This window comes from Ancylothrix sp. D3o (assembly GCF_025370775.1).
Classification (GTDB): Bacteria; Cyanobacteriota; Cyanobacteriia; order Cyanobacteriales; family Oscillatoriaceae; genus Ancylothrix.
This window is the reverse complement of sequence record NZ_JAMXEX010000009.1, coordinates 113,532-138,665: the sequence shown is the minus strand read 5'-3', so window position 1 is coordinate 138,665 and position 25,134 is coordinate 113,532. Positions and strand designations below refer to the sequence as shown.

17 protein-coding genes are annotated in these 25,134 nt (G+C 45.1%); 16 read left to right on the top strand and 1 reads right to left on the bottom strand.

All coding sequences use genetic code 11. The annotated features are described in order from the left end of the window. The first annotated feature begins 490 nt into the window (after positions 1 to 490). From NG798_RS16435 to NG798_RS16420, 4 genes are all read left to right on the top strand, one after another. On the top strand, positions 491 to 1,291 hold the full coding sequence (locus tag NG798_RS16435; protein ID WP_261224769.1) for a cistern family PEP-CTERM protein: 801 nt from the start codon (positions 491 to 493) through the stop codon (positions 1,289 to 1,291). A 128-nt stretch (positions 1,292 to 1,419) separates the two neighbouring features. Further along, on the top strand, positions 1,420 to 1,677 hold the full coding sequence (gene grxC / locus NG798_RS16430; protein WP_261224768.1) for a glutaredoxin 3: 258 nt from the start codon (positions 1,420 to 1,422) through the stop codon (positions 1,675 to 1,677). A 162-nt stretch (positions 1,678 to 1,839) separates the two neighbouring features. Beyond that, positions 1,840 to 2,814, top strand: coding sequence for a glutathione synthase (gene gshB, locus NG798_RS16425; protein ID WP_261224767.1), 975 nt, complete (start codon positions 1,840 to 1,842; stop codon positions 2,812 to 2,814). A gap of 45 nt (positions 2,815 to 2,859) precedes the next feature. Continuing rightward, a complete protein-coding gene (locus NG798_RS16420; RefSeq protein ID WP_261224766.1) occupies positions 2,860 to 3,972 on the top strand; it encodes a Gfo/Idh/MocA family protein in 1,113 nt (370 codons plus the stop codon). Between the two features lie 76 nt (positions 3,973 to 4,048). Here the strand turns inward: NG798_RS16420 and NG798_RS16415 are convergent, their stop codons facing one another. Continuing rightward, positions 4,049 to 4,549: a class I SAM-dependent methyltransferase gene (locus NG798_RS16415; RefSeq protein ID WP_261224765.1), complete on the bottom strand. Its 501-nt coding sequence runs from the start codon at positions 4,547 to 4,549 to the stop codon at positions 4,049 to 4,051. 211 nt (positions 4,550 to 4,760) lie between these two features. On the opposite strand from NG798_RS16415, the gene NG798_RS16410 reads away from it, so the two are divergent. The 12 genes from NG798_RS16410 to NG798_RS16355 all read left to right on the top strand — a co-directional run. Further along, positions 4,761 to 6,080: a four-carbon acid sugar kinase family protein gene (locus NG798_RS16410; RefSeq protein WP_261224764.1), complete on the top strand. Its 1,320-nt coding sequence runs from the start codon at positions 4,761 to 4,763 to the stop codon at positions 6,078 to 6,080. A 208-nt stretch (positions 6,081 to 6,288) separates the two neighbouring features. Further along, positions 6,289 to 6,981, top strand: coding sequence for a pentapeptide repeat-containing protein (locus tag NG798_RS16405; protein ID WP_261224763.1), 693 nt, complete (start codon positions 6,289 to 6,291; stop codon positions 6,979 to 6,981). An 80-nt stretch (positions 6,982 to 7,061) separates the two neighbouring features. Further along, positions 7,062 to 7,940, top strand: a complete 879-nt coding sequence (gene minC / locus NG798_RS16400) for a septum site-determining protein MinC (protein ID WP_261224762.1) — start codon at positions 7,062 to 7,064, stop codon at positions 7,938 to 7,940. 177 nt (positions 7,941 to 8,117) lie between these two features. Next, positions 8,118 to 8,918 (top strand): septum site-determining protein MinD, encoded by an 801-nt coding sequence (gene minD / locus NG798_RS16395; protein WP_261224761.1) that lies wholly within the window; start codon positions 8,118 to 8,120, stop codon positions 8,916 to 8,918. A gap of 29 nt (positions 8,919 to 8,947) precedes the next feature. After that, positions 8,948 to 9,256 (top strand): cell division topological specificity factor MinE, encoded by a 309-nt coding sequence (gene minE / locus NG798_RS16390; RefSeq protein ID WP_261224760.1) that lies wholly within the window; start codon positions 8,948 to 8,950, stop codon positions 9,254 to 9,256. A 469-nt stretch (positions 9,257 to 9,725) separates the two neighbouring features. Beyond that, a complete protein-coding gene (locus tag NG798_RS16385) occupies positions 9,726 to 10,619 on the top strand; it encodes a choice-of-anchor L domain-containing protein (RefSeq protein WP_261224759.1) in 894 nt (297 codons plus the stop codon). Positions 10,620 to 11,538: 919 nt separating this feature from the next. Beyond that, a complete protein-coding gene (locus tag NG798_RS16380; protein ID WP_261224758.1) occupies positions 11,539 to 14,094 on the top strand; it encodes a hypothetical protein in 2,556 nt (851 codons plus the stop codon). 72 nt (positions 14,095 to 14,166) lie between these two features. Further along, entirely contained in the window at positions 14,167 to 14,733 is a 567-nt protein-coding gene (locus tag NG798_RS16375; RefSeq protein WP_261224757.1) for a hypothetical protein, read from the top strand. Positions 14,734 to 14,779: 46 nt separating this feature from the next. Continuing rightward, the gene (locus tag NG798_RS16370; RefSeq protein WP_261224756.1) at positions 14,780 to 17,353 is read left to right on the top strand and encodes a hypothetical protein; all 2,574 of its coding nucleotides are present in this window, start codon (positions 14,780 to 14,782) and stop codon (positions 17,351 to 17,353) included. Positions 17,354 to 17,427: 74 nt separating this feature from the next. Continuing rightward, positions 17,428 to 21,363, top strand: a complete 3,936-nt coding sequence (locus NG798_RS16365) for a TonB-dependent receptor (RefSeq protein ID WP_261224755.1) — start codon at positions 17,428 to 17,430, stop codon at positions 21,361 to 21,363. A gap of 70 nt (positions 21,364 to 21,433) precedes the next feature. Then, entirely contained in the window at positions 21,434 to 23,062 is a 1,629-nt protein-coding gene (locus tag NG798_RS16360; RefSeq protein ID WP_261224754.1) for a right-handed parallel beta-helix repeat-containing protein, read from the top strand. A gap of 18 nt (positions 23,063 to 23,080) precedes the next feature. Beyond that, the coding region (locus NG798_RS16355; RefSeq protein ID WP_261224753.1) for a DUF11 domain-containing protein at positions 23,081 to 25,134 on the top strand (2,054 nt) is incomplete at its 3' end.

The following is a 25,134-nucleotide window of genomic DNA, read 5'->3' as shown; positions in this document are numbered from 1 at the left end:
TTCGTTACAAATCTTTTAATGTATGTATTAAGAACTTGGAGCAGTTTAGCCACCACACCGCCCCCTTGCATCAATGGTCATCCTTGATACCATTCTCCAAAAAAAAGCTAGAAACATAAGTCTTGAAACCCTTGTGGTCAAAGCACTTATCGCCCTCTAAACTCAAATCAGCGCATGGTATAAAATCACCCCCCTGATGCCAACGTCCACACCCCAACAACCAAGGTACTGACACCCACCCTTAATAAATTCAGCCAACTTTATGAAGATTTCAAAAAGCTTTGAGGAAGCTATAGACAGCAAGCGAACGGAAAAAGTAAAGTAGAGAAGGGGTAAGACCCTCACCCCATGTTGGTGGCTTTTTGCGATTTCACGTTCTCTCTGCCGGGTTATACAAAGTGTGGCTCCCACGCTACAAAGACCCTCAGCGGTTCCTGTGCATCCCATTTGTCCATCCAAACGCTCTATCAGTAGTCAACGGTTCAAAACAATGTTTAGGTCATCCTTACAACTCACCCTTGCTTCTGCTGTACTCGCAACAGCGGGAATTTGGGCCTTGGCTGCTTCTACCCCCGCGTCAGCCTTTAACTTTAACGGCAGTCGCGTTCGAGTGGATGCTACCGACGTCGGTCAGACGTTTAAAGCAACGTTTGACGGCAAAGTAGGGGAAAACCAAGTTCAAGGTCTTTCTTCGGAAGCAACCTTTAAGTTTCTGGGTTTGACAACCTTGGCTGACACAACTGAGGCAAACTTTGAAATCACCATGCTTAACAATTCCAGCGGTAACATTTTATCAAGAACGACCGCCCTGGGATTTAATCTGACAGATTGGCAAGGCAATAAACTTGACTTGGTTGGAGTTGGCAACGCTGGTGGCAACCCCAGCGGCACTACTCGTTCTCAAGGGCAAATTTTTAGAAGAGACTTCAGCGGCCAAATGCCTAATGTTGGCGCTGTCGATGTTTGTTTTACTGATGCCAATGCCTGTAATGCTAACACCGCTAATGGCGTAGATAATGATTCCAGAACCAGGCTAAGTAACCAAGCAACTTTTACAGCAACAGTGGCTTTTACGGGTGCGGTTAAGCAGTTTGCTTTGAGTAATTTTGGTGTTCGCTACGAAAATATTAATGGCGAAGGTTATGTGGGTGCAAGCGGGGCCGGAGAGTTTAAAATTCCAACTCAACAAAAACAGGCAATTCCTGAACCGGCCACAGTGGGGGCAGTTTTACTGGTGGGTATGCTTATGCTCAGTCGTCGCCGGTTTCAACCCAACTCATCGGCCCCTTAAATTCTTGATGGCTTCTAAAAAAAACAAACCCGGTTTCTAGCATAGACCGGGTTTTTCGCATTTTTACAAATTACTTTCTGCCCTAGAGTTTAAAATTAAAGTTATAAAACTTAATGTAGGAGAAAACAATGGCCGCTACAGTAGAAATTTATACCTGGCAAACTTGCCCGTTTTGCATTAGGGCCAAAAATTTGCTCAAAACCAAGGGCGTAGAGTTTACAGAATACAGCATTGATGGTGATGAACCGGCCCGCGCCAAAATGGCCGTCCGCGCCAATGGCCGCCGGTCTGTTCCCCAAATTTTTATCAACGACCAACACATCGGCGGTTGTGATGATATTCACGCCCTAGAGGCTGCCGGTAAGCTTGACCCTCTGCTTGCCTAACAGCAAACACCAATGGGAAGGGGTTTTTCCCTTCCTAGAAGCCGGTAAAAAAAACTAAAATAACCCGATCTAAAAACTCAAATTCAATTTCCCGCTCCGTGATATTTCGGAACCAAAAAATAGTAAAATCTAAAATCTAAAATCTAATTTGGGAGAGTTGCTGTGAAATTTGCCTTTATTCTTGACCCAATTGAGAGCCTTGATCCGGGCCATGATAGCACCGTAGCAATGATGGAAGCAGCCCAACAATTAGGTCACGAAGTTTTAATCTGCCAACCCCAGCATTTAAGCGTAGTGGAAGGCAAAGCACAAGCAACATTACAAAGCGTTAAATTAACTCCTTTAGAACTAGGCGAACAAGGCTGGCTTAGAATTCCAAACTGGTATGAAATTGGCGAACGTCAGCCATTTTTCCTAGAAGAAATGGATGCAATTTTTATGCGAAAAGACCCGCCGGTGAATGTTCCTTATCTTTATTCAACCTACATTTTAGATTATATTGATCCGACAAAAACTTTGGTGATGAATGCCCCCCAAGGACTGCGGGCCGCCAATGAAAAAATGTATGCTTTACAGTTTAAAAATGTCATCCCTGAAACCATTGTTAGTCACAGTAAAACAGTAATTCGGCACTTTTTAGAAGCCAAAGGAAAAGCCGTTTTAAAACCCTTGGGAGGAAAAGCCGGCGAGGGAATTTTATTTTTACAAGACGGCGATCCAAACTTTAACTCCATCATCGAAATTAGCACCCAAAATAGTTTAGTGCCGGTGATGGTACAAGAATATTTACCGGCAGCCAAAGAAGGAGATAAACGCATTATTTTGCTAGACGGACAACCCCTCGGTGCCATTAATCGCATTCCCACCGGCAGCGAATTTCGCGGCAATATGGCAGTAGGTGGTCGAGTTGCGGCAACAGAAATCACCGAAAGAGAGTATCAAATTTGTGCCGAAGTTGCCCCGAAACTCCGCGAAGATGGCTTATATTTTGTCGGTTTAGATGTCATCGGCGGCTACCTCACAGAAGTGAATGTAACTAGCCCCACCGGCATCCGCGAAATTGACAGATTTAGCAATACTCGTTTAGGAGTTCAAGTCATAGAATGGGTAGAAAAAAATGCCCCTTCTAAAAACTAAAAAATCTCCAATGCAATCAATTAATCCCATCACCAATACCCAATTATGACCAATACAATAGGCGTCGCAATTGTTGGCACCGGCTTCGGTCAAAAAGTCCACCTGCCGGCTTTTCAAGAACATCCCCGCACCCAAGTTCTAGCAATTTATAACCGCAATTTAGAAAAAGCAAAAACTATCGCAGCCACGAATAACATCCCCCACGCCTGCGATAGCATTGAAGCAATTGTTAATTTGCCAGAAGTTAACGCCGTTAGCATTTCCACACCGCCATTTTTGCATTATGAAATGGCGAAAAAAGTCATCGAAGCCGGCAAACATTTACTCCTAGAAAAACCCACAACTTTAACAGCCAATGAAGCACGGGAACTCTACAAAAGAGCCAAAGCTAAAGGCGTAATTGCTGCAATGGATTTTGAGTTTCGATTTGTACCGCAATGGCTACATTTTGCTGAGTTATTATCACAGGGATATGTAGGCAAAAAACGGTTAATTAAAATTGATTGGATGGTGTCAAGTCGAGCAGATGAAAGCCGGTCTTGGAATTGGTATGCTCAAAAAGAAAAAGGCGGTGGAGTTTTAGGCGCCACAGGTTCTCATGCTTTTGATTATATCCGCTGGTTATTTGGGCCGGTGGGCCGGCTTTGTGCATTATTAAGTACAGCAATTCCTGCCCGTCCAGATCCAAATGAGGGAGGAAAATTAAAGCCGGTGGATGCAGATGATACTTGCACTTTGATGGTGGAATTAGCAGATGGTACACCTTGTCAAGTGTGTTTAAGTTCAGTTACATATCAAGGAAGAGGACATTGGATAGAAGTTTATGGAGATAAAGGAACCCTGGTTTTAGGAAGTGATAATCAGCAAGATTATGTACATGGGTTTCGGGTTTGGGGTTCTCAGAAAGGTCAAGCTTTAGCCGAAATAAAAACTCCCGAAAATTTAGAATTTCCCTGTGTTTTTCCAGATGGCAGAATTGCCCCAATTATCCGAGTAATTGAGCAATGGGTAAATGCAATAGATGAAGGAAAACAGCCGGTTTCGGGGTTATATGAGGGCGTTTATTCGCAGTTGTTGATGGATTTAACCCAAGAATCTCATGCAACTGGAACTTGGGTGAAAGTGCCAGATTTTGAGGATTTTATTAAAGGCCGGTGATTTACGTTTCTTGACAGTGGCGCAGCCGTCTCCCCTGCGCCACTCGCAATAATCGATTTTCCCCTGTCATCTTTGCCTAATGGCCGGTTGACAAATTACCCGGAATATGCCACAAATAAAGCCTACATTCTTCTTCAGCCGTTGCAATCATAATCGATTTTTCAGGCAACCAATCACCCATATCAAAATCCCGCGAAACAATCCGAGAATTAGGCTTTAGTTGTTGTAATAATTGCGGTTTTAATTTTAAATTTAGATGCGGCAAAAGATATAAAAAAACCACCGTAGCTTCTGAAAAATTGCAGGTAAATAAATCATCTAAACGAAACTCCACCAAATTGCTAACTTTCGCCTGCAAAGCATTTTCCTGAGCTTCTTTAATTCGTTGGGGATCGATATCAATTCCCACCGCCTGAGTGCCAAACTGTAACGCTGCGGAAATTGCAACTCTTCCATCCCCACAACCTAAATCATAAATAACATCACTGGGGGTAATATTTGCCAAAGCAAAAGCCGCCTGAATCATTTCAGGTTCGGTAGGAATAAAACCAATATCAGGCCGGCGATTTTTAAGCATTTTTTTAGGTAATTCAAAACAAATAAGCGAAAATTATCAACCTCATAGCAATTTTAACTGATTTGAACAACGAACACCAGACAAGCCGCCTTTCTTTAAAAAATCCGCTTTTGCGCGCCGCAATTTTTTCAAATTAATTAAAAAATCTATATACTCAAATGCCCCATAAATAGGATACTCAAACCAAACGCAAAAAATCTAAACAGCCAAAATGACCAGCACACCCAAAATCATCGTACTTGACGACGACCCCACCGGCTCCCAAACCGTCCACAGTTGTCTCCTCCTCACCCGCTGGGATATCGACACCCTACGGCTTGGTTTACGCGATGAGTCGCCCATTTTCTTCATCCTCACCAACACCCGCGCACTCACCCCGGAAGAAGCCAGCAACATCACCCGCGAAGTCTGTCACAACCTCAAAACAGCCATCGCCCAAGAAAACATCCAAGACTTCCTGATCGTCAGCCGTTCCGACTCCACCCTACGCGGACACTACCCCATCGAAACAACCGTCATCGCCGAAGAACTTGGCCCCTTTGACGCCCACTTTCTCATCCCCGCCTTTTTTGAAGGAGGGCGCATCACCCGCGACAGCATCCATTACCTGATAATTAACAACAAACCCACCCCCGTCGCCGAAACAGAATTCGCCAAAGATTCCGTTTTCAGCTATCATCACAGCTACCTACCCGACTATGTAGAAGAAAAAACCCAAGGTCAAATTAAAGCCGGCGAAGTTGAACGCTTTTTACTATCAGATATTCGTCAAAATTCTCTGGAACGCTTATTAAAATTAACCGGCAATACTTGCTGCTGTGTTGATGGCGAAACTCAAACTGACCTCGACAAATTTGCCACCGATATTTTAACCGCCGCCGGCCAAGGAAAACGCTATTTATTTCGCAGCGCCGCCAGCATTTTAACTTCCCTGGCTAACCTCGGCCCGCAGCCGGTGGCACCCGAAAACATGGCACAATATGTCCGTAAACAAAAACCTGGTGCTGTTATTGTTGGTTCCCACGTCAAAAAAACCACTCAACAACTAGAACAACTACTCAAACAACCAGGAATTACCGGCATCGAAATAGACGTTTCTCTCTTACTCCAAGACTCCCCCACTCAACGCCAAGAACTCCTCAATCAAACTCTCGAAAAAATCCACAACCTCCATAACACCGGCCAAACACCAGTCATCTACACAAGCCGTCAAGAACTAACCTTTGACGACGTAGAAACCAGGCTAAAATTTGGCACTGATGTCTCCGCCTTACTGATGGATATAGTACGCGGACTGCCCAAAGATATCGGCTTTTTAATCAGCAAAGGCGGTATCACCTCCAACGACGTTTTAAGCACCGGCCTCTCCCTAACCGCCGCCCGCTTACTAGGTCAAATATTAGCAGGAGTTTCAATGGTTAAAACAAGCGCCGAACATCCCCTTTTCCCAGACTTGCCGGTGGTATTATTTCCTGGAAACGTCGGAGATGAAAACGCCCTTGCCACAGCCTATCAACGCCTCAAAAGTTAATTAATTATTAGCCCATCAACAGCAAACATTCCAGCAACAACCAGGCCGGCCTCCCCGACACCGGCCCTTTCCTCAACTTTGGTATTTTCTGACAAAAAATATCTGGTTTGCCCCTTGACAAAATCAGCAATTTCTCTTAAAAACAAAGCAGACAGAAACTCAAAAAAATGCCAATTTACCCACAAAACTTAAGCCTAAAAAAAACATTATGAAATCCAAACATCTAGCCCTAGCAACTTTTCTAACAATCCTCAGCCTCACCCCACCCCTTGCAGCCCTAGATAACGAAGTCGTCGGTCAACTTCTCACCACCAAAAGATGTGTGAGGTGTGTTTTAAACAACCTGCAACTTTTGACCAGAGACATGACCAACTCCCAACTCCTCGAAGCCTCCTTAGAAAACGCCATGTTAGACGGCGTAGACTTTCGTGGTAGCAACCTGATGGGCGCAAACCTCAAAAACGCCAAACTCCGAGGAGCCATCCTCAGAGGTGTTAATTTAAGAGATGCAAACTTAAACGGAGCCGACCTCTCTGGCGCTGACCTCACCGACGCCAACCTCACCGGCGCTTCCATGATTGGAGCCACATTAAATAATAGCTGTCTGCGGACAAATGCCTTTATTGACGTCAACCTCAAAGACGCCAACCTCACCGGCGCAGACCTCAGCCGCAATACCCTTTACCGTGTCAAACTAGACGGCGCCATTCTCACAAACGCCAACCTAAGTTACACCGTCCTCAGAGACAGCAGCATAGACGCAACCACAAACCTGATCCAAACCAACTTAAACAACACCGTAGTCAGAAACCCAAACGCCCAACAAGCAGCCATTTACGGCCCCTCAATTCAACCGCGAGGCGGAATGGGAGTCTGCCAAAAAGCGCCCCAAGTACAATAAATAGTGAGACGGGGAAACCAGGACGTTAACTTGAAATGCCATAAAATCAAACATTGAACCTTTCCCCATCGATCAGCAGCATGATGTCAGAAACCACGCCATCCCCCATCCCAACAGAACCCGAAGCCTTAGCCGAACCCTCAACCGAAACCTTAGCCGAACCCTCAACCGAAACCTTAGCCGAACCCTCAACCGAAACCTTAGCCGAACCCTCAACCGAAACCGACCGAAACCAGCAAGTCTTACTCAAAAGCGAAGACGGAAAACTTTACATCATCTTACCGAGAGAAGCAGATACCACCGGCCCTCAAAACCCTGGTGCCACAAACTGGAATGACCTCTGGCAACAAATCAAACAACGCCTCAACGCCGGAGAGAGATTTTGGCAACCGAACACCGAAGTCTATCTTAAAGCTAATAACCGGCTCCTAGATAGCAGACAACTGCAAGCCATCGCAGACGCCCTCAGCGACATTAAACTGCAACTCGTGCGAGTCTACACCAGTAGACGGCAAACCGCCATCACCGCCGCCGGTAGCGGTTACAGCGTCGAACAACTCTCAAGCGCACCCCCCCTCAACCAAACAAAAACCCGCGCCTTCGCCGACCCCCTATACCTCGAAACAACCATTCGTTCCGGTACAGAAATAAGACACCCCGGCACCGTCATAGTCATGGGAGACGTCAACCCAGGCGGAAGCATCATCGCCGACGGAGACATTTTGATCTGGGGAAAACTGCGCGGAGTTGTCCATGCAGGGGCCGGTGGCAAAACCGACTGCATCATCATGGCTTTGGAAATGGAACCCACCCAAATACGCATCGCCGACATCGTAGCACGCGCCCCAGAACCGCCCAGCCAATACTATCCCGAAGTCGCCCACATCAGTGCCGGCGGAATTCGCATCACCCCAGCCGCCGGCTTTTACCGTGAGTCCAGCAGCGAAAAATCCAAATAAATTACAGCAAACTACACTTGCCACGCTCAGACTGTGGTAAATTTAATCCTCTGCCGGTAGACCCGAATCAACCGGGACAAACCCAAGTCAAAGCGGAAAACAAAACACAGGCGATCTGGTTGAGCGTCAAAGCCAAATCTGTCTTAATAACCAGTCAGTTCGTAAGTTCTACAGTACATGAGTCGCATAATCGTCATCACGTCTGGTAAAGGAGGGGTGGGCAAAACCACCTGTACCGCTAATCTGGGAATGGCTCTAGCAAAACTAGGTCGCCAGGTGGCTGTAGTCGATGCAGATTTCGGACTAAGAAACCTCGACTTACTATTAGGTTTAGAAAACCGCATCGTGTACACCGCCGTCGAAGTTTTAGCCGGAGAATGTCGGCTTGAACAAGCCTTAGTTAAAGACAAACGCCAACCCCGTTTAGTCTTATTACCGGCAGCCCAAAACCGCATGAAAGATGTCGTCAGCCCCGACCAAATGAACACCTTGGTCAGCGAACTGGCAACAAAGTATGACTATATCCTGATTGACAGTCCCGCCGGCATCGAACAAGGCTTTCAAAACGCTATCGCCGGTGCAAAAGAAGCCCTGATCGTCAGCACCCCAGAAATTGCCTCTGTGCGAGATGCTGACCGCGTAGTAGGCTTACTCGAAGCCAACGGCATCAAACGCATCAGATTGATTGTCAACCGGCTTAGACCTGCAATGGTACAAGCCAACGATATGATGTCAGTACAAGATGTCCAAGAAATTTTAGCAATTCCCCTCATCGGAGTCATTCCCGATGATGAAAAAGTTATCGTTTCCACCAACCGGGGAGAACCCTTAGTTTTAAGCGAAACCACCTCCCTCGCTGGTACCGCCTTCGATCATATTGCCCGCCGGTTAGAAGGTCAAAAAATCGAATTTCTTGACCTCAATGGACAACAAGATGGCTTTTTTTCCTGGTTCCGTAAACTTTTCTCTAAAAACTAATCGCTTTCTATTCGATACCCCTAAACGCCATGCTCAGCGAACTTCTGGACAGAATTTTATTTCGCGCCGGCACTGATACCAGTCGTGAAGAAGTCAAGCGTCGCCTCAAATTGGTGATTGCCCATGACCGCGCCGCCCTCTCTCCAGAGATGGTACAGTCCATGCAGAAAGAAATCCTAGAAGTCGTTTCCCGCTATGTCGAAATCGATACCGAAGCCTTAGAATTTTCCCTCGAAAGCAATCAGCGAGCTACCGCCCTCATCGCCAATTTACCGATCCGCCGAGTTCGGGCAAATCCTGAGCCTGAAGTTATTCCCGACACCCCCATCGAACCTTAACCGGCCTCTTTTTTCCCTAAAAACTACACAAATTCAATAAATTTCGCGCCTAAATCAACACAGAGCAAGGCTTGGCCTTTTGTGGTTATAGCTATAGCGCTTTTCTGCTACATGAAGTAAACAAAGCAATTCTAAAAACCCGGTTTCTTGATGGGAGACCGGGTTTTTCTGTTCCCTAATCATAAAAAACCGTATATACACTCGTTTTCAAGCCCGACAAAACATAATTCTCATCATCTCCTGCGGAAAACACGGGCTCGACCGTGCAATTTCTTTAAATTTTATTAAAGTTTGTAAAAATTTTCCTTAAAGTTAAGACCGTTTTACTCGGTTGTGGCAAGCTAGACACAAGCCTGATTTTTTAGCAAGCGTAGAAATAGGTAACTTCACACCTCTAACCCGCTTTTCCGCTAACCCAAAGATAGGCATACAATTACAGCATCTACGACCCGACCGGGGCAAGGGAACCATGAAATACATCACCGGCACAACGGCCCTATTAGCCTTTGCAGCGATCACCAGCCTTACCACACTTCCGGTAAAGGCATTTACCCTGACCCAAAACAGCAACACCACTACCTTACTTAACTCGCTTTTGGGCAACACCACCGGCCTGAGCAACTTCTCAGTTTCAACCACCGGCTCTCCCGAAGCCTTTGGCCTTTTTGAAAATGACCCCTTTGGTTTAGGCTCAGGCATCGCCCTCAGCACCGGCAGTATGGCCGACATTGCAGGGCAAAATACAGAAGACGGACAACGTTTTGATTTCGCCACCGACCTCAGCAACGACTTCGACATCGAAGGCACCACCGGCGATGACATCTCGCTCAACATCAGCTTTGATGCCAACAACTCAGTCAACGAATTATTCTTTGAATACGTTTTTGGCTCAGAAGAATTTGCCGAGTTTGGCGGCGAGCCAGACTTCAACGACTCATTTCAACTTCTCCTCAACGGCGTCAACCTCGCCAAACTCAGCGATGGCTCAGATGTCACCATCAGCAACCTAGTTGCTAACCCCGCCGGCCCCTATCACCCAGACTATATCAACAACCCCGCCGCACCCAACACCCTTACCAAATTGGACGGCTATACCAAAACCCTAACCTTTCAAGGACTCCTCAACCGCAGCGCTCGCAACACCCTCACCATCAACCTCAAAGATAGCGGTGACGGCCTCATGGATTCTGTTGTTTTTCTCAAAAACGGTTCCCTCTCCACCTTACCCCCAGCAGAAAGCGTCCCCGAACCTCAGCAACTTTTTGGCTTATTTGCTTTGGCAGGAATTGCCCTTTTTTCGCAGAGAAAACACAGAAAAACTCTTCTTGCCAATAAATGGGTGAAAGCTTCCCAAACAAACTGATACTAAAAGCATTTAGTTTTGGCTGGCATACTCTAACCTCTCCCCCCCTACCCATAACGTAAGGGTGGGGAAAAATTGCTGAACATCCCTATAAGAAAAAGGCGGTAAAAGCTTAGGTTCTTATTATCATAATTCCTGCAAAAAAGCAACCCCTAGCAGTGATTATTGCCAGCCTCTCCGACACACAAAAACAGACAAATTCGCAGATATTTCTTAATCAATATGCCAACTCCCAAAAACAAAAATATCTCTATAGCTAAAAATCTCCCATTTTTTTAATCTTTAAATATTCCCCAGCCAGGAAAACCTTAAATTTCTGAATAATTAATTTTTCCAAAAATCTCAAGGCGGTGCCGGTGGGCACTTGTTACAAACCAAAAGACAAACGAACTTATACACCAAAACCTAGACCCCAACTAGAATAGAACCGCAACTCAAGAACTGCGCCAAAAGCCTACGGGCCACCCTCAAAAATTGTCAGCCTCAAAAAAACTCTCCCCAAAAATAAACGTTTCCCTACTAGACAAAGGGGGTAAAAAAATGATAAAAACAATTTCTCAGATAAAAAAAATATCTGGCTACAGATGGGTATCGGGTGCAATACAAAACACGGGCAAACCAAAACAAAGCAGAAACCGGGGATCTCCCTCCGGCTGGCTTGGAAACAAACTTGTCCAACCCCACCGACGGCGTGTACCTTCAGGAAGCATCTACATAATCCCTTGAGTATTTTTGCTTTTACAGGAAAATTTTCTGTAGCTAACGAAACTTTTTTGCCAAAAAATTAGTTAACGTCTAGCGCGTAAAAATCCTCTTTTTAGACCAGCTTATTCTTATAACGTGTTGTTTATTCCCAAAACAACACACAAAATTTTATTGCCTAAAAATAACTAAATTTATCTTCTCGGAGTATTTGGCAGTGACAAAAGAAAATCAACCACCCCAAAAAGCTCAAAAAGCCAAAAACAAAAAACTATCGCCTCGTTTCAAACCCGCTAACCTCCCTTTCTGGCAAAACCAACAACATCAGGAAAATTCCCAACAAATTGAAAAAAAAAATAACCCAAGCAACGGCTTAATTGCCCTCATTTTGTTGCCTTTGACAATTTTAATAATGTCAAAACTCACCCTAGCCCAACTCACCCCCGCCGGTACCCGCATCGAAAACGAAGCCACCGGCACTTTTCAAGATCCAACCACCGGCCAAACCAACTCCGTCACCTCCAACAAAGTCTTTATCACCGTAGCCGAAGTTGCCGGCATCACCGTCACACCAAGCGGCATTACAGAAGTAGACGGTAACAGCGACGTCGAACCAGGCGACCTCCTTTACTTCGACTTCACCGTAACCAACGTTGGTAACGATCCCACCCGTTTCCGCATCCCCAACGCCGCCAACATCACCGGCCCCGGCACTGTCACAGGCAACCTCCAAATTAGTACCGACGGCGGCCAAACCTGGATAGAGATCACGGCTGCCGAATTCTTCACCGCCTCTATTCCCCAACAAGGCTCAATTCGAGTCCGCGTTCCTGTCACCGTAAACGCCGATGCCAGTGACGGCAACAGTCTCAGCGTCAAACTTGGCAACACCCCCAATAACAGCCAAAATCAACCGCGTACACCCGAAGACACCGACATTTTCACTGTTGATAACCCGGATGCTGGCATCAACGGCGAAGCTAACGGCAACCCCATCAATGGCAGCCGCGAAGCCAGCGCCAGCCAAAGCATCACCATCGGTGCCCCACCCCAAGCATTGCCGGCCTTATATAAAACCTTGGCGGCGAGTAATGTTGGCAACCCTGCCGACCCAACAGACGACCGCCTCACCTATAACCTTGCTCTCGAAGTCCGTAACCAAACCCCTGCCGGTAGCAGCACAAACATCATCCCCGCCGATCTCACCGGCACCCCGATCACTCTCAACAACAGCCAAGTAACACGCATTTTAATATCGGATGTCATCCCCACCGGCACCGTCCTCACCGCCATTCCCACACCGCCGGCGGGGTGGCAAGTGGTATTTACCCGCGACGATCCCACCACCGTTAACGCCTTACAAGCACAATGGTTCACCAACCCCAACAACCAACCGATCAGCGGACTCGCCAACGTAACCCGCATTGGCTTTATCTTTGAGGGCACCATTGCCAAAGGTACCATCGTTACCGGCTTTAGTTTTACTGTCATTACCTCCGCCATCACCAACAGCACAACTATCGCCAATATCTCACAAGTGTTTGGCGCTACCCCAGGAATTGCCAACAAAGCTGTTTATGACGAGTCGGGCGACCAAAGCCCTGCTAATTTCAACGATGATGGTACACCACCTCCGGTCGATAGCACCGGCAACCCGATCATCCCCAACGGCATCGCCAACACTGCTATTACCGGCATTGATACTGGCAACAATAACACCGGCATCGGCCCCGGCGGCGAATCAACAATTTATACAGTTACCGCTGCTACGGGTGCTCTGGCGAATGGCCCTCAAGGTAATAGCGCTGTAGTGGGGCCGAGTCAAAATAATGATGATTTTGCCAATAAATCAGCCCCTATTCCCCCTGGAATTGACCCAGCTTTGCCGGTTGATCCTCCGAGTGTCGATTTCATAAATACGGTACAAAATACTTCGGCTTCGCCTATTAATATTACTCTTTTACCAACTCCACCGGCCAACATTAATAGTATTCCGGCGGGAACACAAGTCACGATTAATTATGGTGGCAGAAGCGTTGTTTATACCTACAATCCCACAAGCGGTTTTACATCTGCTGAACCGCCGATTGTGATTCCCAATGTGGCGCCAAATCAAAGTATCGATTACAACGTCAATATTGATTTACCTTCGGTGCCACAATTGACGGGATTTCCGGTGCCAATTACTACTTTTGTTGATAGTAATGGTGATGGGGTTCCTGGGGCCGGTGAACCGAGTAATACGGTGATTAATCGGGTTTATACCGGCTTTTTGAAAGTTACAAAAGAAACGCGAATTTTGCAAGGCACCGGCCCTGCGGTTCCTGCGGGTCAAGATGTCTTTAGCAATGATACAAAAAATCCCTCACCGGGTAATTTAATTGAGTTTCGGATTACTTATACCAATATTTCCGAAACCGGGCCGGTGGGAAATCTAATTTTAACTGCTAATAATATTACGGTGGTTGAAGATGGGACGACTTTTGATTCAGCGAGTAATCCTAATGGCAATAGTTGGGCGTTGGATAATGATAATGCGGATCAAGATAATAACGCGACGACAGGAATTGATACGAGTAATGTGCCGGGTTCGGCTGTGGATTCAACGGGGGGAATTATTCGATTTTTTAATGGCAGGCCGGCTAATAATTCGGTTGGGGATATCACCGGCATCAGTTTAGATACTGATGTGACTAAATATATTTTACAAGTCAGAAATCCTGTCCAGCCAACACAATCGGGGACTTTTATTTTTCAAAGGAGGGTTAATTAAAATTGGCGGATTCAAAATTGATAATTTTTTCCTAATTTCAAGCACAAATCACCACTAATTAATGACAAAGCTATGAAAAATTTATTTGGTTTTAAAGTTGGAATTTTGGCAATTTTTGCGGCAAGTTTAGCCGGTTTAATTGGTACGGCTGGGGTATTGAGTCAAGCGCCAAACTTCCGAGGTGCGGAGGTTCGCAATCAATTAAAGCTAATTTTAAATGCACAAAAACAGGTAATTGTCAAGGATGAAAATGGCAAAAATAAGGTAAGTTGGCAAGCATTAGGAGAAACGGCAGTAGTGCAACCCGGAGACATTCTTCTTTATACGGTGAGGGGAGAGGAAAGTCAAAAAATGCCGGTGAATAATTTTGTCGTCACCCAATTAATTCCAGCCCAGACAATGTATGTATTAAATTCGGCGGAGGTGGCGGGAATGGGTACGGCAAAAATGAGGATTATTTACAGTATTGATGGCGGGAATACTTTTACAGAAAATCCAACTATTCAAGTGACTTTACCAAACGGAAAAGTTGAAACTCAACCGGCACCAGCAGATGTTTATACGCATATTCGTTATGTGTTTGATAGTCCTGTTGTGCCAGAAAGTTTTAGGGCAAGTTATCAAGTAAAAGTTAGGTAATTGAGGGTGGACAAGAGATGTTTAACTTATTTATGAAAAATCGAAAATGAATAAATTAATAAATTTTACACTTTCTACGTCTGCTGTGGTTTTGCCTTTGTCGTTTGGGGTGGCGATGCCGGCTTTTTCGCAAGAACAACCGCAGTGTTTAATTCAAAACCAAGCGGGAGTTAGTTATAGCGATGGGGTGAATGCTAGTCCGATTAATGTGTTATCAAATGCAACTTTATTAGGATTTGTGGGAAATGGCACTGCAACGGTGACACCGGGGGGAATTGTTGATGGTAATAATAATTTAGCAGTGGGTGCTTTTAGTGGGGCGTTGGCAGATGAATTAGTTAAACTTGGTTTTACACAACCGGAAGCAACAAAAGCGGTAATTGCTGCTACGATTGCTTTAGCAGGACAACCAACTTCGGCAACATTTGGAACTTTGGCAACAGTGGCGAGGGATGCCATTGTGCAGGCGGTTCCTACTAAGGCAAATCTTATTCAAAATTTGGATAGAAATATAGCGGAACAAGTTGGAGTTTCGGTATTTGCAAATTTGGTAAAAGCGCAATTAGTTTCGGGGGGTTTGAGTGTTGGTGAGGCGGAAACTGCAACTCAGCAAGCAATTGCGTCTCTTAGTGCGAGTAATCGAAATACTCCGGCAAATACGGCTTTTGATGCAGCTTTTCAGGCGATGACGGCGGCGGTGCCAAATCAAACGGAACTTTTAACACAATTGCGTCAAGATTTTGCGCGGGAAGTAAATAGTATTCGGACGGGTATTAATAGTCAGCAAGGTAATGTTTTAAGGTTCGAGTTTGTGGTAACAAATCCTGGGCAAACGGCTTTAAGATTTCAAGTTCCTGATACAAATAGTATTCAAAGAAATGGCATTTTTGGGTCAGGAATTGTGACGGGTGTGCAATACAGTGTGACGAATGCGGGAAACGCAAATCAGCAAATCACCGGCTGTCCGACACCGATACCGAGACCGATACCGATACCGATACCAGAACCAGAACCAGAACCAGAACCGCAACCACAACCAGAACCGCAACCACAACCGCAACCGCAACCGCAACCGCAACCAGAACCGCAACCGCAACCGCAACCACAACCAGAACCGCAACCAACGCCGCCGGTACCGGTGACGACACCAACGCCGGTGATTATTCCGCCGGGGGGGACGGTGACGGTGGGGGTGGATGTGCAGGTGACGCCAACGCCAACAACCGGGACGTCGGTAACGGTGACGGTGGGGACACAGGATGTGCCGGTGTCGCAAACGTTGATTATTCCGCCGGTGGTGGTGAGAAACGCGCTAACTTCGCCGTTGGGAAGAATTACGGGATGTGCTGGGGAATTATTGCCAGATTACACCGGCTTTCGGGTGGCGCTTTATGAGGCGGATGGCAATGATCCGACGGGCACAGGTTTAGGAAGATTGGTTAGTTTAAGAGAAACCGAGTTTCCTGATAATTCTAATAATGATATTCCGGTGGGGAGTTCACCAAATGAAGAAAACAGTAATCCCTTTTTCTTAACAAATGGTGATCAGGGTGGTTATAATTTCTTGCTTGATTTTGGTAGCGGTCAACTTGAGGCGGGAAGGAGGTATATTTTGGTGGTAATTCCGCCGCCAGATTCTAATTATAGTGAAAGAAGAATTCGGATTGATGTAGGCAGAAATGAGAATGGAGTGATTAATTATACGGCGACTGCTTTGGATGGCCGGTCTATTAATGCGACGTCGGGAAATACAAGTTCAACCGGCACGATTAATCTGCAAGATCCGAATACAAGACGGTTAGATTTAGCAGCGTTTGATTTAGCGACGGCGGTTTGTGAGGCGCAGGAAATTCAAGTTATTAAAACCGCTGATCGGATGGCGGCGGAACCGGGGGATACAGTGATTTATCGGTTGACTGTGAGAAACTTGTCATCGGTGCCGGTGAATAACTTAAATATTACGGATCAATTGCCGTTAGGGTTAGCATTTTTGGGAGATTCGGCGCGAGGAGAATTGGAAAATGGGCCGGTGCAAATTACGGCAAAAAATAACGGCAGAGAAATTACATTTACTGCACCGGCAAGCTTTTCGTTACCAGCGAGGGGGGTTTTAAATATTGCTTATGCGGCGCGTTTGACACCAGATGCGATGCGAGGAAATGGGCGAAATTTAGCTTTTGTAAATGGGAGACGTAGTGATAATAATGGGGAGGTGAAAGATGGGCCGGCGAGTCATTTATTAGCAATTCGCCCCGGAATTGTAGCTGATTGCGGTACGTTAATTGGACGAGTTTTCGTAGATAAAAACTTTGATGGAGAACAACAAGATGGAGAACCGGGAATGCCAAATGCCGTAATTTTCTTAGATGACGGAAACCGCATTACAACAGATGCAAATGGCCTATTTTCAGTAGCGAATGTTTTACCTGGTTATCGAACCGGAGTTTTAGATTTAACCAGCGTACCTGGTTACACATTTGCGCCAAACAATTATTTTATCGAACGTAACTCTCAATCAAGATTAGTACGTTTAGAACCCGGAGGATTAGTTCGCATGAACTTCGCCGTAACCCCCGCCTTTCAACCAGAAGGAAACTCACTGTTAAAACCCCAACCTTAAACTCCAAAAACCCCAACAAAAAACCTATCCCCATTCATCTGCGTTCATCTGCGGTTAAAAAACCAAAACCCAATATGTTGATACTAAAAAATTATAAATTTCTAGTTCTGATGTCCTTTTTAGGGACACTTTCTCTGGTTTCCCGTCCAGCCAAGGCGACTACGCATACCACATCTAGCGAAAATTTGCAAGAGCATACTCAGTATAATTTTGTTTTAGAGCAAAACTTGACTAATTTTCAAGATTCTGGTAATTTAACGGGGTACATTGGGCAAACTACGTCAAAAAACAGAGCTATTTCAGGCGGTACAAATTCGCTGGAAGCCCTACCCCATAAAGATTCTACCCCTTCAAATTCCGTAAATTTAAAGACAGGAAATAATGACAGTTTGGTAGACGCCCTGTTATCAAATCCTGACCAAATTGGCACAATAGCTGGCACTTTTTCAAGAATTAATGACATAACTGGCATAAAAAGCGGCACAAGTGAGAACACATTAAATAGGCCGGTGGCGGAGGGAAATCGAGTTTTAATTGCCCAAGAAAATAGCCCTCAAACACAACAGAATTCAGCACCATTTGTAAAGATTATTTCTCCAACACCGGCAGCGGTTTTAGACATACCGGCAACAACGGTAATTTTGCAATATTCAGCAGGATTAGAAATAGAATTGCGGGTAAATGGAGTGCCGGTGGATACGAGTTTAATTGGCAGAACCGAAACCGATGAAAACAGCAACATTACAACCCAGACTTGGTATGGTGTGCCATTAAAAGAAGGAGAAAACACCCTAGAAATAGCGATTAAAAATCCTCCTCCAAACAGCAATTTTCAACCCCCCATTACCATTTCCGTAAGAGGAAACGTAGCGCAATTAAAAATCAGGACACAAGAAACAAGAATCCCTGCGGATGGACGTTCAACAGCAACAATTATCGGGGAAATTTTAGACGAAAAAGGCAATCGGTCAAACAGGGATGCAATTATTACCTTAGCCGCCAGCGCCGGCAGATTTATTAGTACAGATTATGATACTGATCAACCGGGATTTCAAGTCAAAGCAATTAACGGCGAATTTACAGCCACATTGCAATCTGGAATCGCAGCACAATTAGTAAGAATTCGCGCCGTTACCCTCAAGTCGGACACCCCCCTAGAAATAGAAAACAATGGCATTGCTAACGAAGGGCAAAAACCAGAATTAGAAGCTTTTACCCAAATACAATTTGAAACCAATTTAAGACCAAGTTTAATGACCGGCGTAGTAGATTTCAGATTTGGACGTGGGGGAACCGATTATTGGGGAAGATTCCGAGATTTTTTACCTTATGGAAGCGATAACAGCTATCAATTTGATGCCAGAGGCGCAGCATTTGCCACCGGCACCTTTGGAGAGTGGTTATTTACAGGTGCTTTTAATAGTTATCGTACCTTAAACGAAACCTGCGGAAGTCAAGACCGCTTATTTAGAGACACGCAATTTTACGAACAAAATTATCCTACCTACGGCGATAACTGTACACGCGAAACTGTCACCCCATCCAGAGATAGTTTGTATTTGCGATTTGAAAGATCCCCTAACATTATGGGTGCAAATCCCGATTATTTTATGTGGGGAGATTATGGCTTAGCCGAATTTTCCACCCAATCACAACAATTCACCGCTATTACCAGACAATTACACGGATTTAAAGGAAATTACAATCTCGGAGATTTACAACTTAGCGGATTTTTTAGCGGCGATGTAGAGGGATTTCAACGAGATACTATTGTCCCCGATGGAACGAGTGGATTTTACTTTTTATCCCGGCGTTTAGTCTTACCCGGAAGCGAAAATATTTTCTTAGAAGTCGAAGAATTAGAAAGACCAGGAACCGTACTTTATCGCAAACAATTAACGCGGGGAACAGATTACGAAATTGATTATGACAGGGGGACAGTTTTATTTCGCCGGCCTATTTTGCGCGTAGAAGTTGACCCCTTGGGAAGTGTTTTAGTGCGGCGAATTGTGGGAACTTATCAATATGAAAATCGGGATGGTAGTACAAGTGTAATGGGAGGCCGGTTACAGTACAATATTTCACGAGATTTAGGACGGCCTTCATGGATTGGCGCCACTTATTTAAGAGAAGATCGCGGCGCAAGAGATTTTGAACTTTATGGCGCAGATGGCATTCTTTCTTTTGGCAGAAATCAGTTAATTGCTGAATATGCACACTCAAGCAATGATTCAGAATTTCAAGGCCGAGTAAGCGGTTCTGCCTATCGCCTAGAATTAACTGGTAGACTCGGACAAGGTGCAGCTTTATTTGGCAACACAGAAATTTTTACTACCCCAGGAGTAGAGAATAATTCTAATAGTTCTCCGATTAACTACCGCTTATATTATCGTTCAACGGATGCCGGATTTAGTAATAATGCAACTACCTCTTTTGTGGCCGGTCAAACGCGCTACGGCGGACAAGTTTCGGCAAATATTACATCAACAACTCAACTGAGATTTAACGCCGATCACGAAAAAAATCAAGGCATAGCCCCACGTTCCCTTAACTCCTATGCAGATTTATTTGAACCGCGCTTAGAATTTGTGCCAGGAACCCAACAAGATAACTCTTTAACTACCCTTTCTGCCGGTTTATTACAACGCTTAGGAAATGATGCCACCTTTGAGTTAGATTGGGTTAGCCGGAATCGAGAAGATGTGCGCGAAAATAGCCCTCTTAACAGCACATCTTCGCAACTGCGATCACGTTTAACTTATCGCTTTGCCGAAAACTTAGTATTTCGTGCCCAAAACGAATTAGGATTAACTTCACAACAAGATTATATCTATCCAGACAGGACAATTTTAGCCCTTGATTGGACAGCCTACCCAGGGATTACAGTTCGTTTAAGTCATATATTTTTCACTGGCGGACAATTTGAAAACAATTCGATTACCAGTTTAGACTTTTTGGGAGATTATAAATTGGGAGAAGATACAACAATTACAGGCCGATTTGGGTTTGTAGATGCTCAAGCAATGACCGGTGCCGTCGGGATACGTCAAGGCTGGACAATCGCCCCAGGATTGCGAATAGACGGCAGCTATGAACATATTTTTGGCGACTTATTTGGCAGGAGAGGAACAGGTGTACAATACGCCCAACCCTACGCTTATGGAGGTGGTGCTTCTGCATTAGGAGTTAGTGGTGGAGACTCGTATAGTCTGGGAATTCAATATACAAATAACCCCGATTTTCAAGCCTCCGCCCGTTACGAACATCGAAACTCAAGTGCAGGAAGTAACACTGTAATTGCCGCTACAGCTAATGGAAAAATTTCGCGGTCAATTATGGCTTTATTTCGCTATCAACAGGCATCAAGTTCTAACCAACTTCTCGAAGCTTTGGGAGATAGCAAAAATTTACGATTAGGTCTAGCTTATCGAGATCCAGAAAATGATCAATTTAATGCCTTATTACGCTATGAATATCGCCAAAATCCCTCTATAATTCCAGATACTCTCTTTTTTGGCACCGGCACCGGCGGAACCGATCACACATTTGCCTTAGAAGCCATTTATGCCCCTAATTGGCAATGGGAATTTTACGGCAAAACGGCATTGCGTCAGAGTACCTCTTATCTAGCAAGTGATTTAATTGGCAGTGGCACAACATACCTTAATCAACTGCGAACAACTTACCGTTTTGCCTATCAGTGGGATCTCGTGGGGGAGGTACGCTGGATTACCCAACCGGCAGATAATTATAGTGAAACTGGTTTGGTCGTAGAAACCGGCTATTATCTAACTCCAAATTTACGCCTTGCTGCCGGTTATGTATTTGGAGAAATATCAGATCGTGACTTTGACGCTTCCCGTTCCGCCAGCGGGCCTTATATTGGTTTAACCGTAAAATTAAACGAATTATTCAGCGGTTTTGGTTTACAAAAACCCACCCCACCACCCCCACGCCAACCCGAAACAACCGAAGCCAAAAAATCGCCAGACTTAGCCCTAGGCAAATAAAACATCCGCGTTTATCCGCGTTTATCTGCGGTTAAAAAAAAAGCTGAGAAACGAGAATTTGAACAAAATCATGCTTAAAACAAAACTGATTGTATCTTGGACATTGCCCCCCACCATCACCACCATCACCCTTTTAATGTTGGCTATAAATCCAACCCCTGCCCAATCCTATTTTCGCTTAAGTGTCAATAGCAATTTAGATGGAGAAATTACACCCGATGGCAACTTAACCTTACGCGAAGCTATCGAAATTGTTAATGGAAATTTGCCTGTATCTCAGCTTAGCTTGGCAGAAAAAGCACAAATTGTACCTCAGACTGACAACGAAAAAACCGCCAACTTAATTACATTTAACTTACCTGAAAACGCGACAACAATAAAATTAATAAAAGAACTGCCGGCAATTCAAGCACCGGCCATTATTGACGGCACAACTCAACCGGGTTATATCGAAAACTCAAGCAACTCACCCATAGCTGTTTCCCAAATATGCCAAAATCAACAAACAAACTTTAACGCAAAAATTCCCCAGCCGCTTGTTACCCTTACCCCCGCTGCTGACGTAGAAGTTTTGCGAGGATTAACGATAGTTTCTGGGGATGTAACTGTGAGGGGATTGAATTTTTATGGATTTAATAGCCGGTATCAAAATCGGGAAACTGCTATTGCATCTGTATTGCCGGCCAGTATCTTAATTAGCGATAAATTACCCGCAGAATCTCTTAACCAAATCTCCAATGAAACTTTTAAGCAACCTTTACAAATTCCTCGAAATGTGGTAATAGAAAAAAACCAATTTGGGGCCGGTGCGTCGTCTTCTGCCTTTGGAATTTTGATATTTAAAAGTCAAGGCACAATTATTCAGCAAAATCAAATAGTTAACCACACCGGCAGCGGAATTATTACCGGCAGCATTGCAGAAAACACCCAAATTATCGGAAATATTATCGCCAACAATGGTTATTCAGGAATGGCGAACGGCCTTCATTTTGAAGGCAAAATTACTAACAGCGAAATCAGCGAAAACATGATTTGTCAAAATGCAGGAAGCGCTATATTTTTCTTTAAAACCCAAGGCGCAACCAAAATCATAAAAAACGACCTTGTTATGAATGGAAGAGAAAGAAAAACCGCCGCAATTTATTTAATGGGAGAGGGACATCAAGTGATAGAAAATCAAATCAGCGAACAAAATGGGCCGGGGGTTGCCGTTGCAGCTTATCCGCACAGTTATAGAAATAAAATAACCGCTAACTCTTTTTCAACCTTAGACGGATTAAGTATAGACCTGACAAATCAGTTAAATGAAAGCAGTTTAGCTTATTTAATAGGAGATGGGCCTAACACGCTGAGAAACTCTTATTACCGCCGAGAAGAAACCGGCAACAAAGCCATTAATCCCCCGCAATTTTTGGCAAAAGAATTTTTAATTTTAGGAGACAAAGTAAACATAGATGGAAAAGCAGATGTAGGAACAATTATTGAAATTTATCGAGTTAAAACCCAGCCAAAAAACTCTGCCAATCTCCCCTACGGGCCCTTAAGCGAATTAATAGCCACCGTGCAAACCGATAAAGAAGGCCGGTTTGGAATTAGCTTAAAAACATTAAAAACCGGTGATGTGATCAGCGCCATTGCTACCGATCCAGAATTTGGAACCTCCGAACCGGCCCTAAATGCAGCAATTATTAAACAATAATCCTAGAGAAAACTAACTATGAAAACCTTATTCCCCTATTTTTTAAATAATAATGCCAAAATTTCTTTACTGGCTGGTGGAGTTGTGATGGTGGCCGGTGTTTTTGGGTTTTCCCAAAGCGCCAAAGCACAGGTAAGATTACCTTCAATTCCTTCGTTAAACTTCCAAACCAGCGGTCTTGGTCGTTGCGCCAGTGTGGGAGACTGGTACACCACAGATAACCTGGGTACAATCCCACCAAACTGTAATCCCAATGGCGGGATTCCAAGCAGCAATACCGATAGACTTCACCGCTTTTTTATTGACATTACCCAAGATATGCTTAATGCCAGTGGTGGATCGCTGGTTATTACCGTCAACGATGCAGAAAGCAACGGTCTATTAGATGAAATTGGCAGTGGTACCGTCCCTATTGGCGGTGTAGGCGTAGTTAGCTGTCCCCCAAATACAAATTGTGACCCGACTCGGTTTGAGCTAATTTCACCTACCGGCGAAATTTTAGATACACAAACTATCGCCAGCGGTACTCCTAACGGTGCAATTATTAATTTTACTGTTAGCACAGCCGGCGTTTATACTATCACCAGCGAAACCGGTGCCGGCCCTATTTTTAACGACAACACCCTCAGCCTTAATGATGATGACAATACCTTTTCAATTAGCGTCCCAACTGTCGTAGGAAGTTCATCACAAGCATTAATTGGACAATTCCAAGGTACCGTTCAACAAAATAGCGGCTTACCTCTCGACCTTCCCTTTTACTTCTTAGTGGGTCCTGGTGCCTCTAATCTTGGATTACGCAACTTTGACCTTAACGAAAATCTCGGCGCTGGCACGAATATTGTCACCTACACAAGACCTTCTGGGGCAATAGTTAACGGGACTTCTGGAGTTAATGGGGTGTGGAATGGAGGTGGTACTCTCAACGCAGGTGAAGATGCTATTCCCCTTACAGGCACTACCTCCGTCGGTACAGGTGTTGGGGATGCAGGAGTCTGGAACCTGACAATTAATCAATTTTCTAACAACAACCAAAGTCTTGTAGAAGCAAACGCGGATGGCCGACGCTTAATTGTTTTTGACCAATCCCCATCTCGCGCCGGCAACTTTACTATCACCGATAGCACCACTTTAAGCACCACCATTGGCACCCAAGTTTGCCACATTTTTACCGTTACAAATAACTTTTTTACCAATGATATCATTAACTTAACTTTGGCCGGTTCTAACCCAAATTACACTGTCGTCTTGCGCGATGAAGCTAACACAGTCAACCTCACAGATACAGATGGAGATGGTGCATTAGACACTGGCATTTTAACCCCCGGACAAAGCATTCGTTTAAACCTCTGCGCCACCCCAAATCCTGGGGCCACCACCAACGATGTCACCACTATTAGTGGCACATCTTTTATGGATCGAAAAGTTCAGCCGCTAACTTATCAAACCCGTGCTCAATCGGTTATCAAAACAACCCTTATTCCCGCAGACCTCACGATTAGCAAAACAGATAACCTTACTACCGTTAATCCGGGTAATCCCATCACCTATACCGTCACAGTGACAAATAACGGCCCTTTAAACGTGGCCGGTGCGTCTGTCACTGACACCATCCCCGCCGAAATTACCGGAGTCAACTGGACTTGTGCGGTGACTTCTGGCACCGGCACTTGTGGGGCAGCCAATGGCACCGGCAACAATATCAACACCACTGTCAACCTTAATAGTGGTGCCAGCGCCACCTATACCATCATTGGCACTGTTTCCCCGACAGCCACCGGCACCCTAACTAATACTGCCACTGTTTCGCCACCGGCCGGTGTAACTGACCCCAACCCCGCAAACAACACCGCCACCGACACCACCACCGTTACCCCCCCTACCACTGCTGACCTTGCCATTGCCAAAACCGATAACCTGAGCACAATTAACCCTGGTGGTACCAGTTCCTACGTTATTACTGTGACAAATAACGGCCCCTCTACTGTTAACAGCCTCACCGTTGCCGATACTCTGCCGACCGGCTTCACACCCACCAGCTACACCCCGTCTACCGGCACATTCGACTCAGC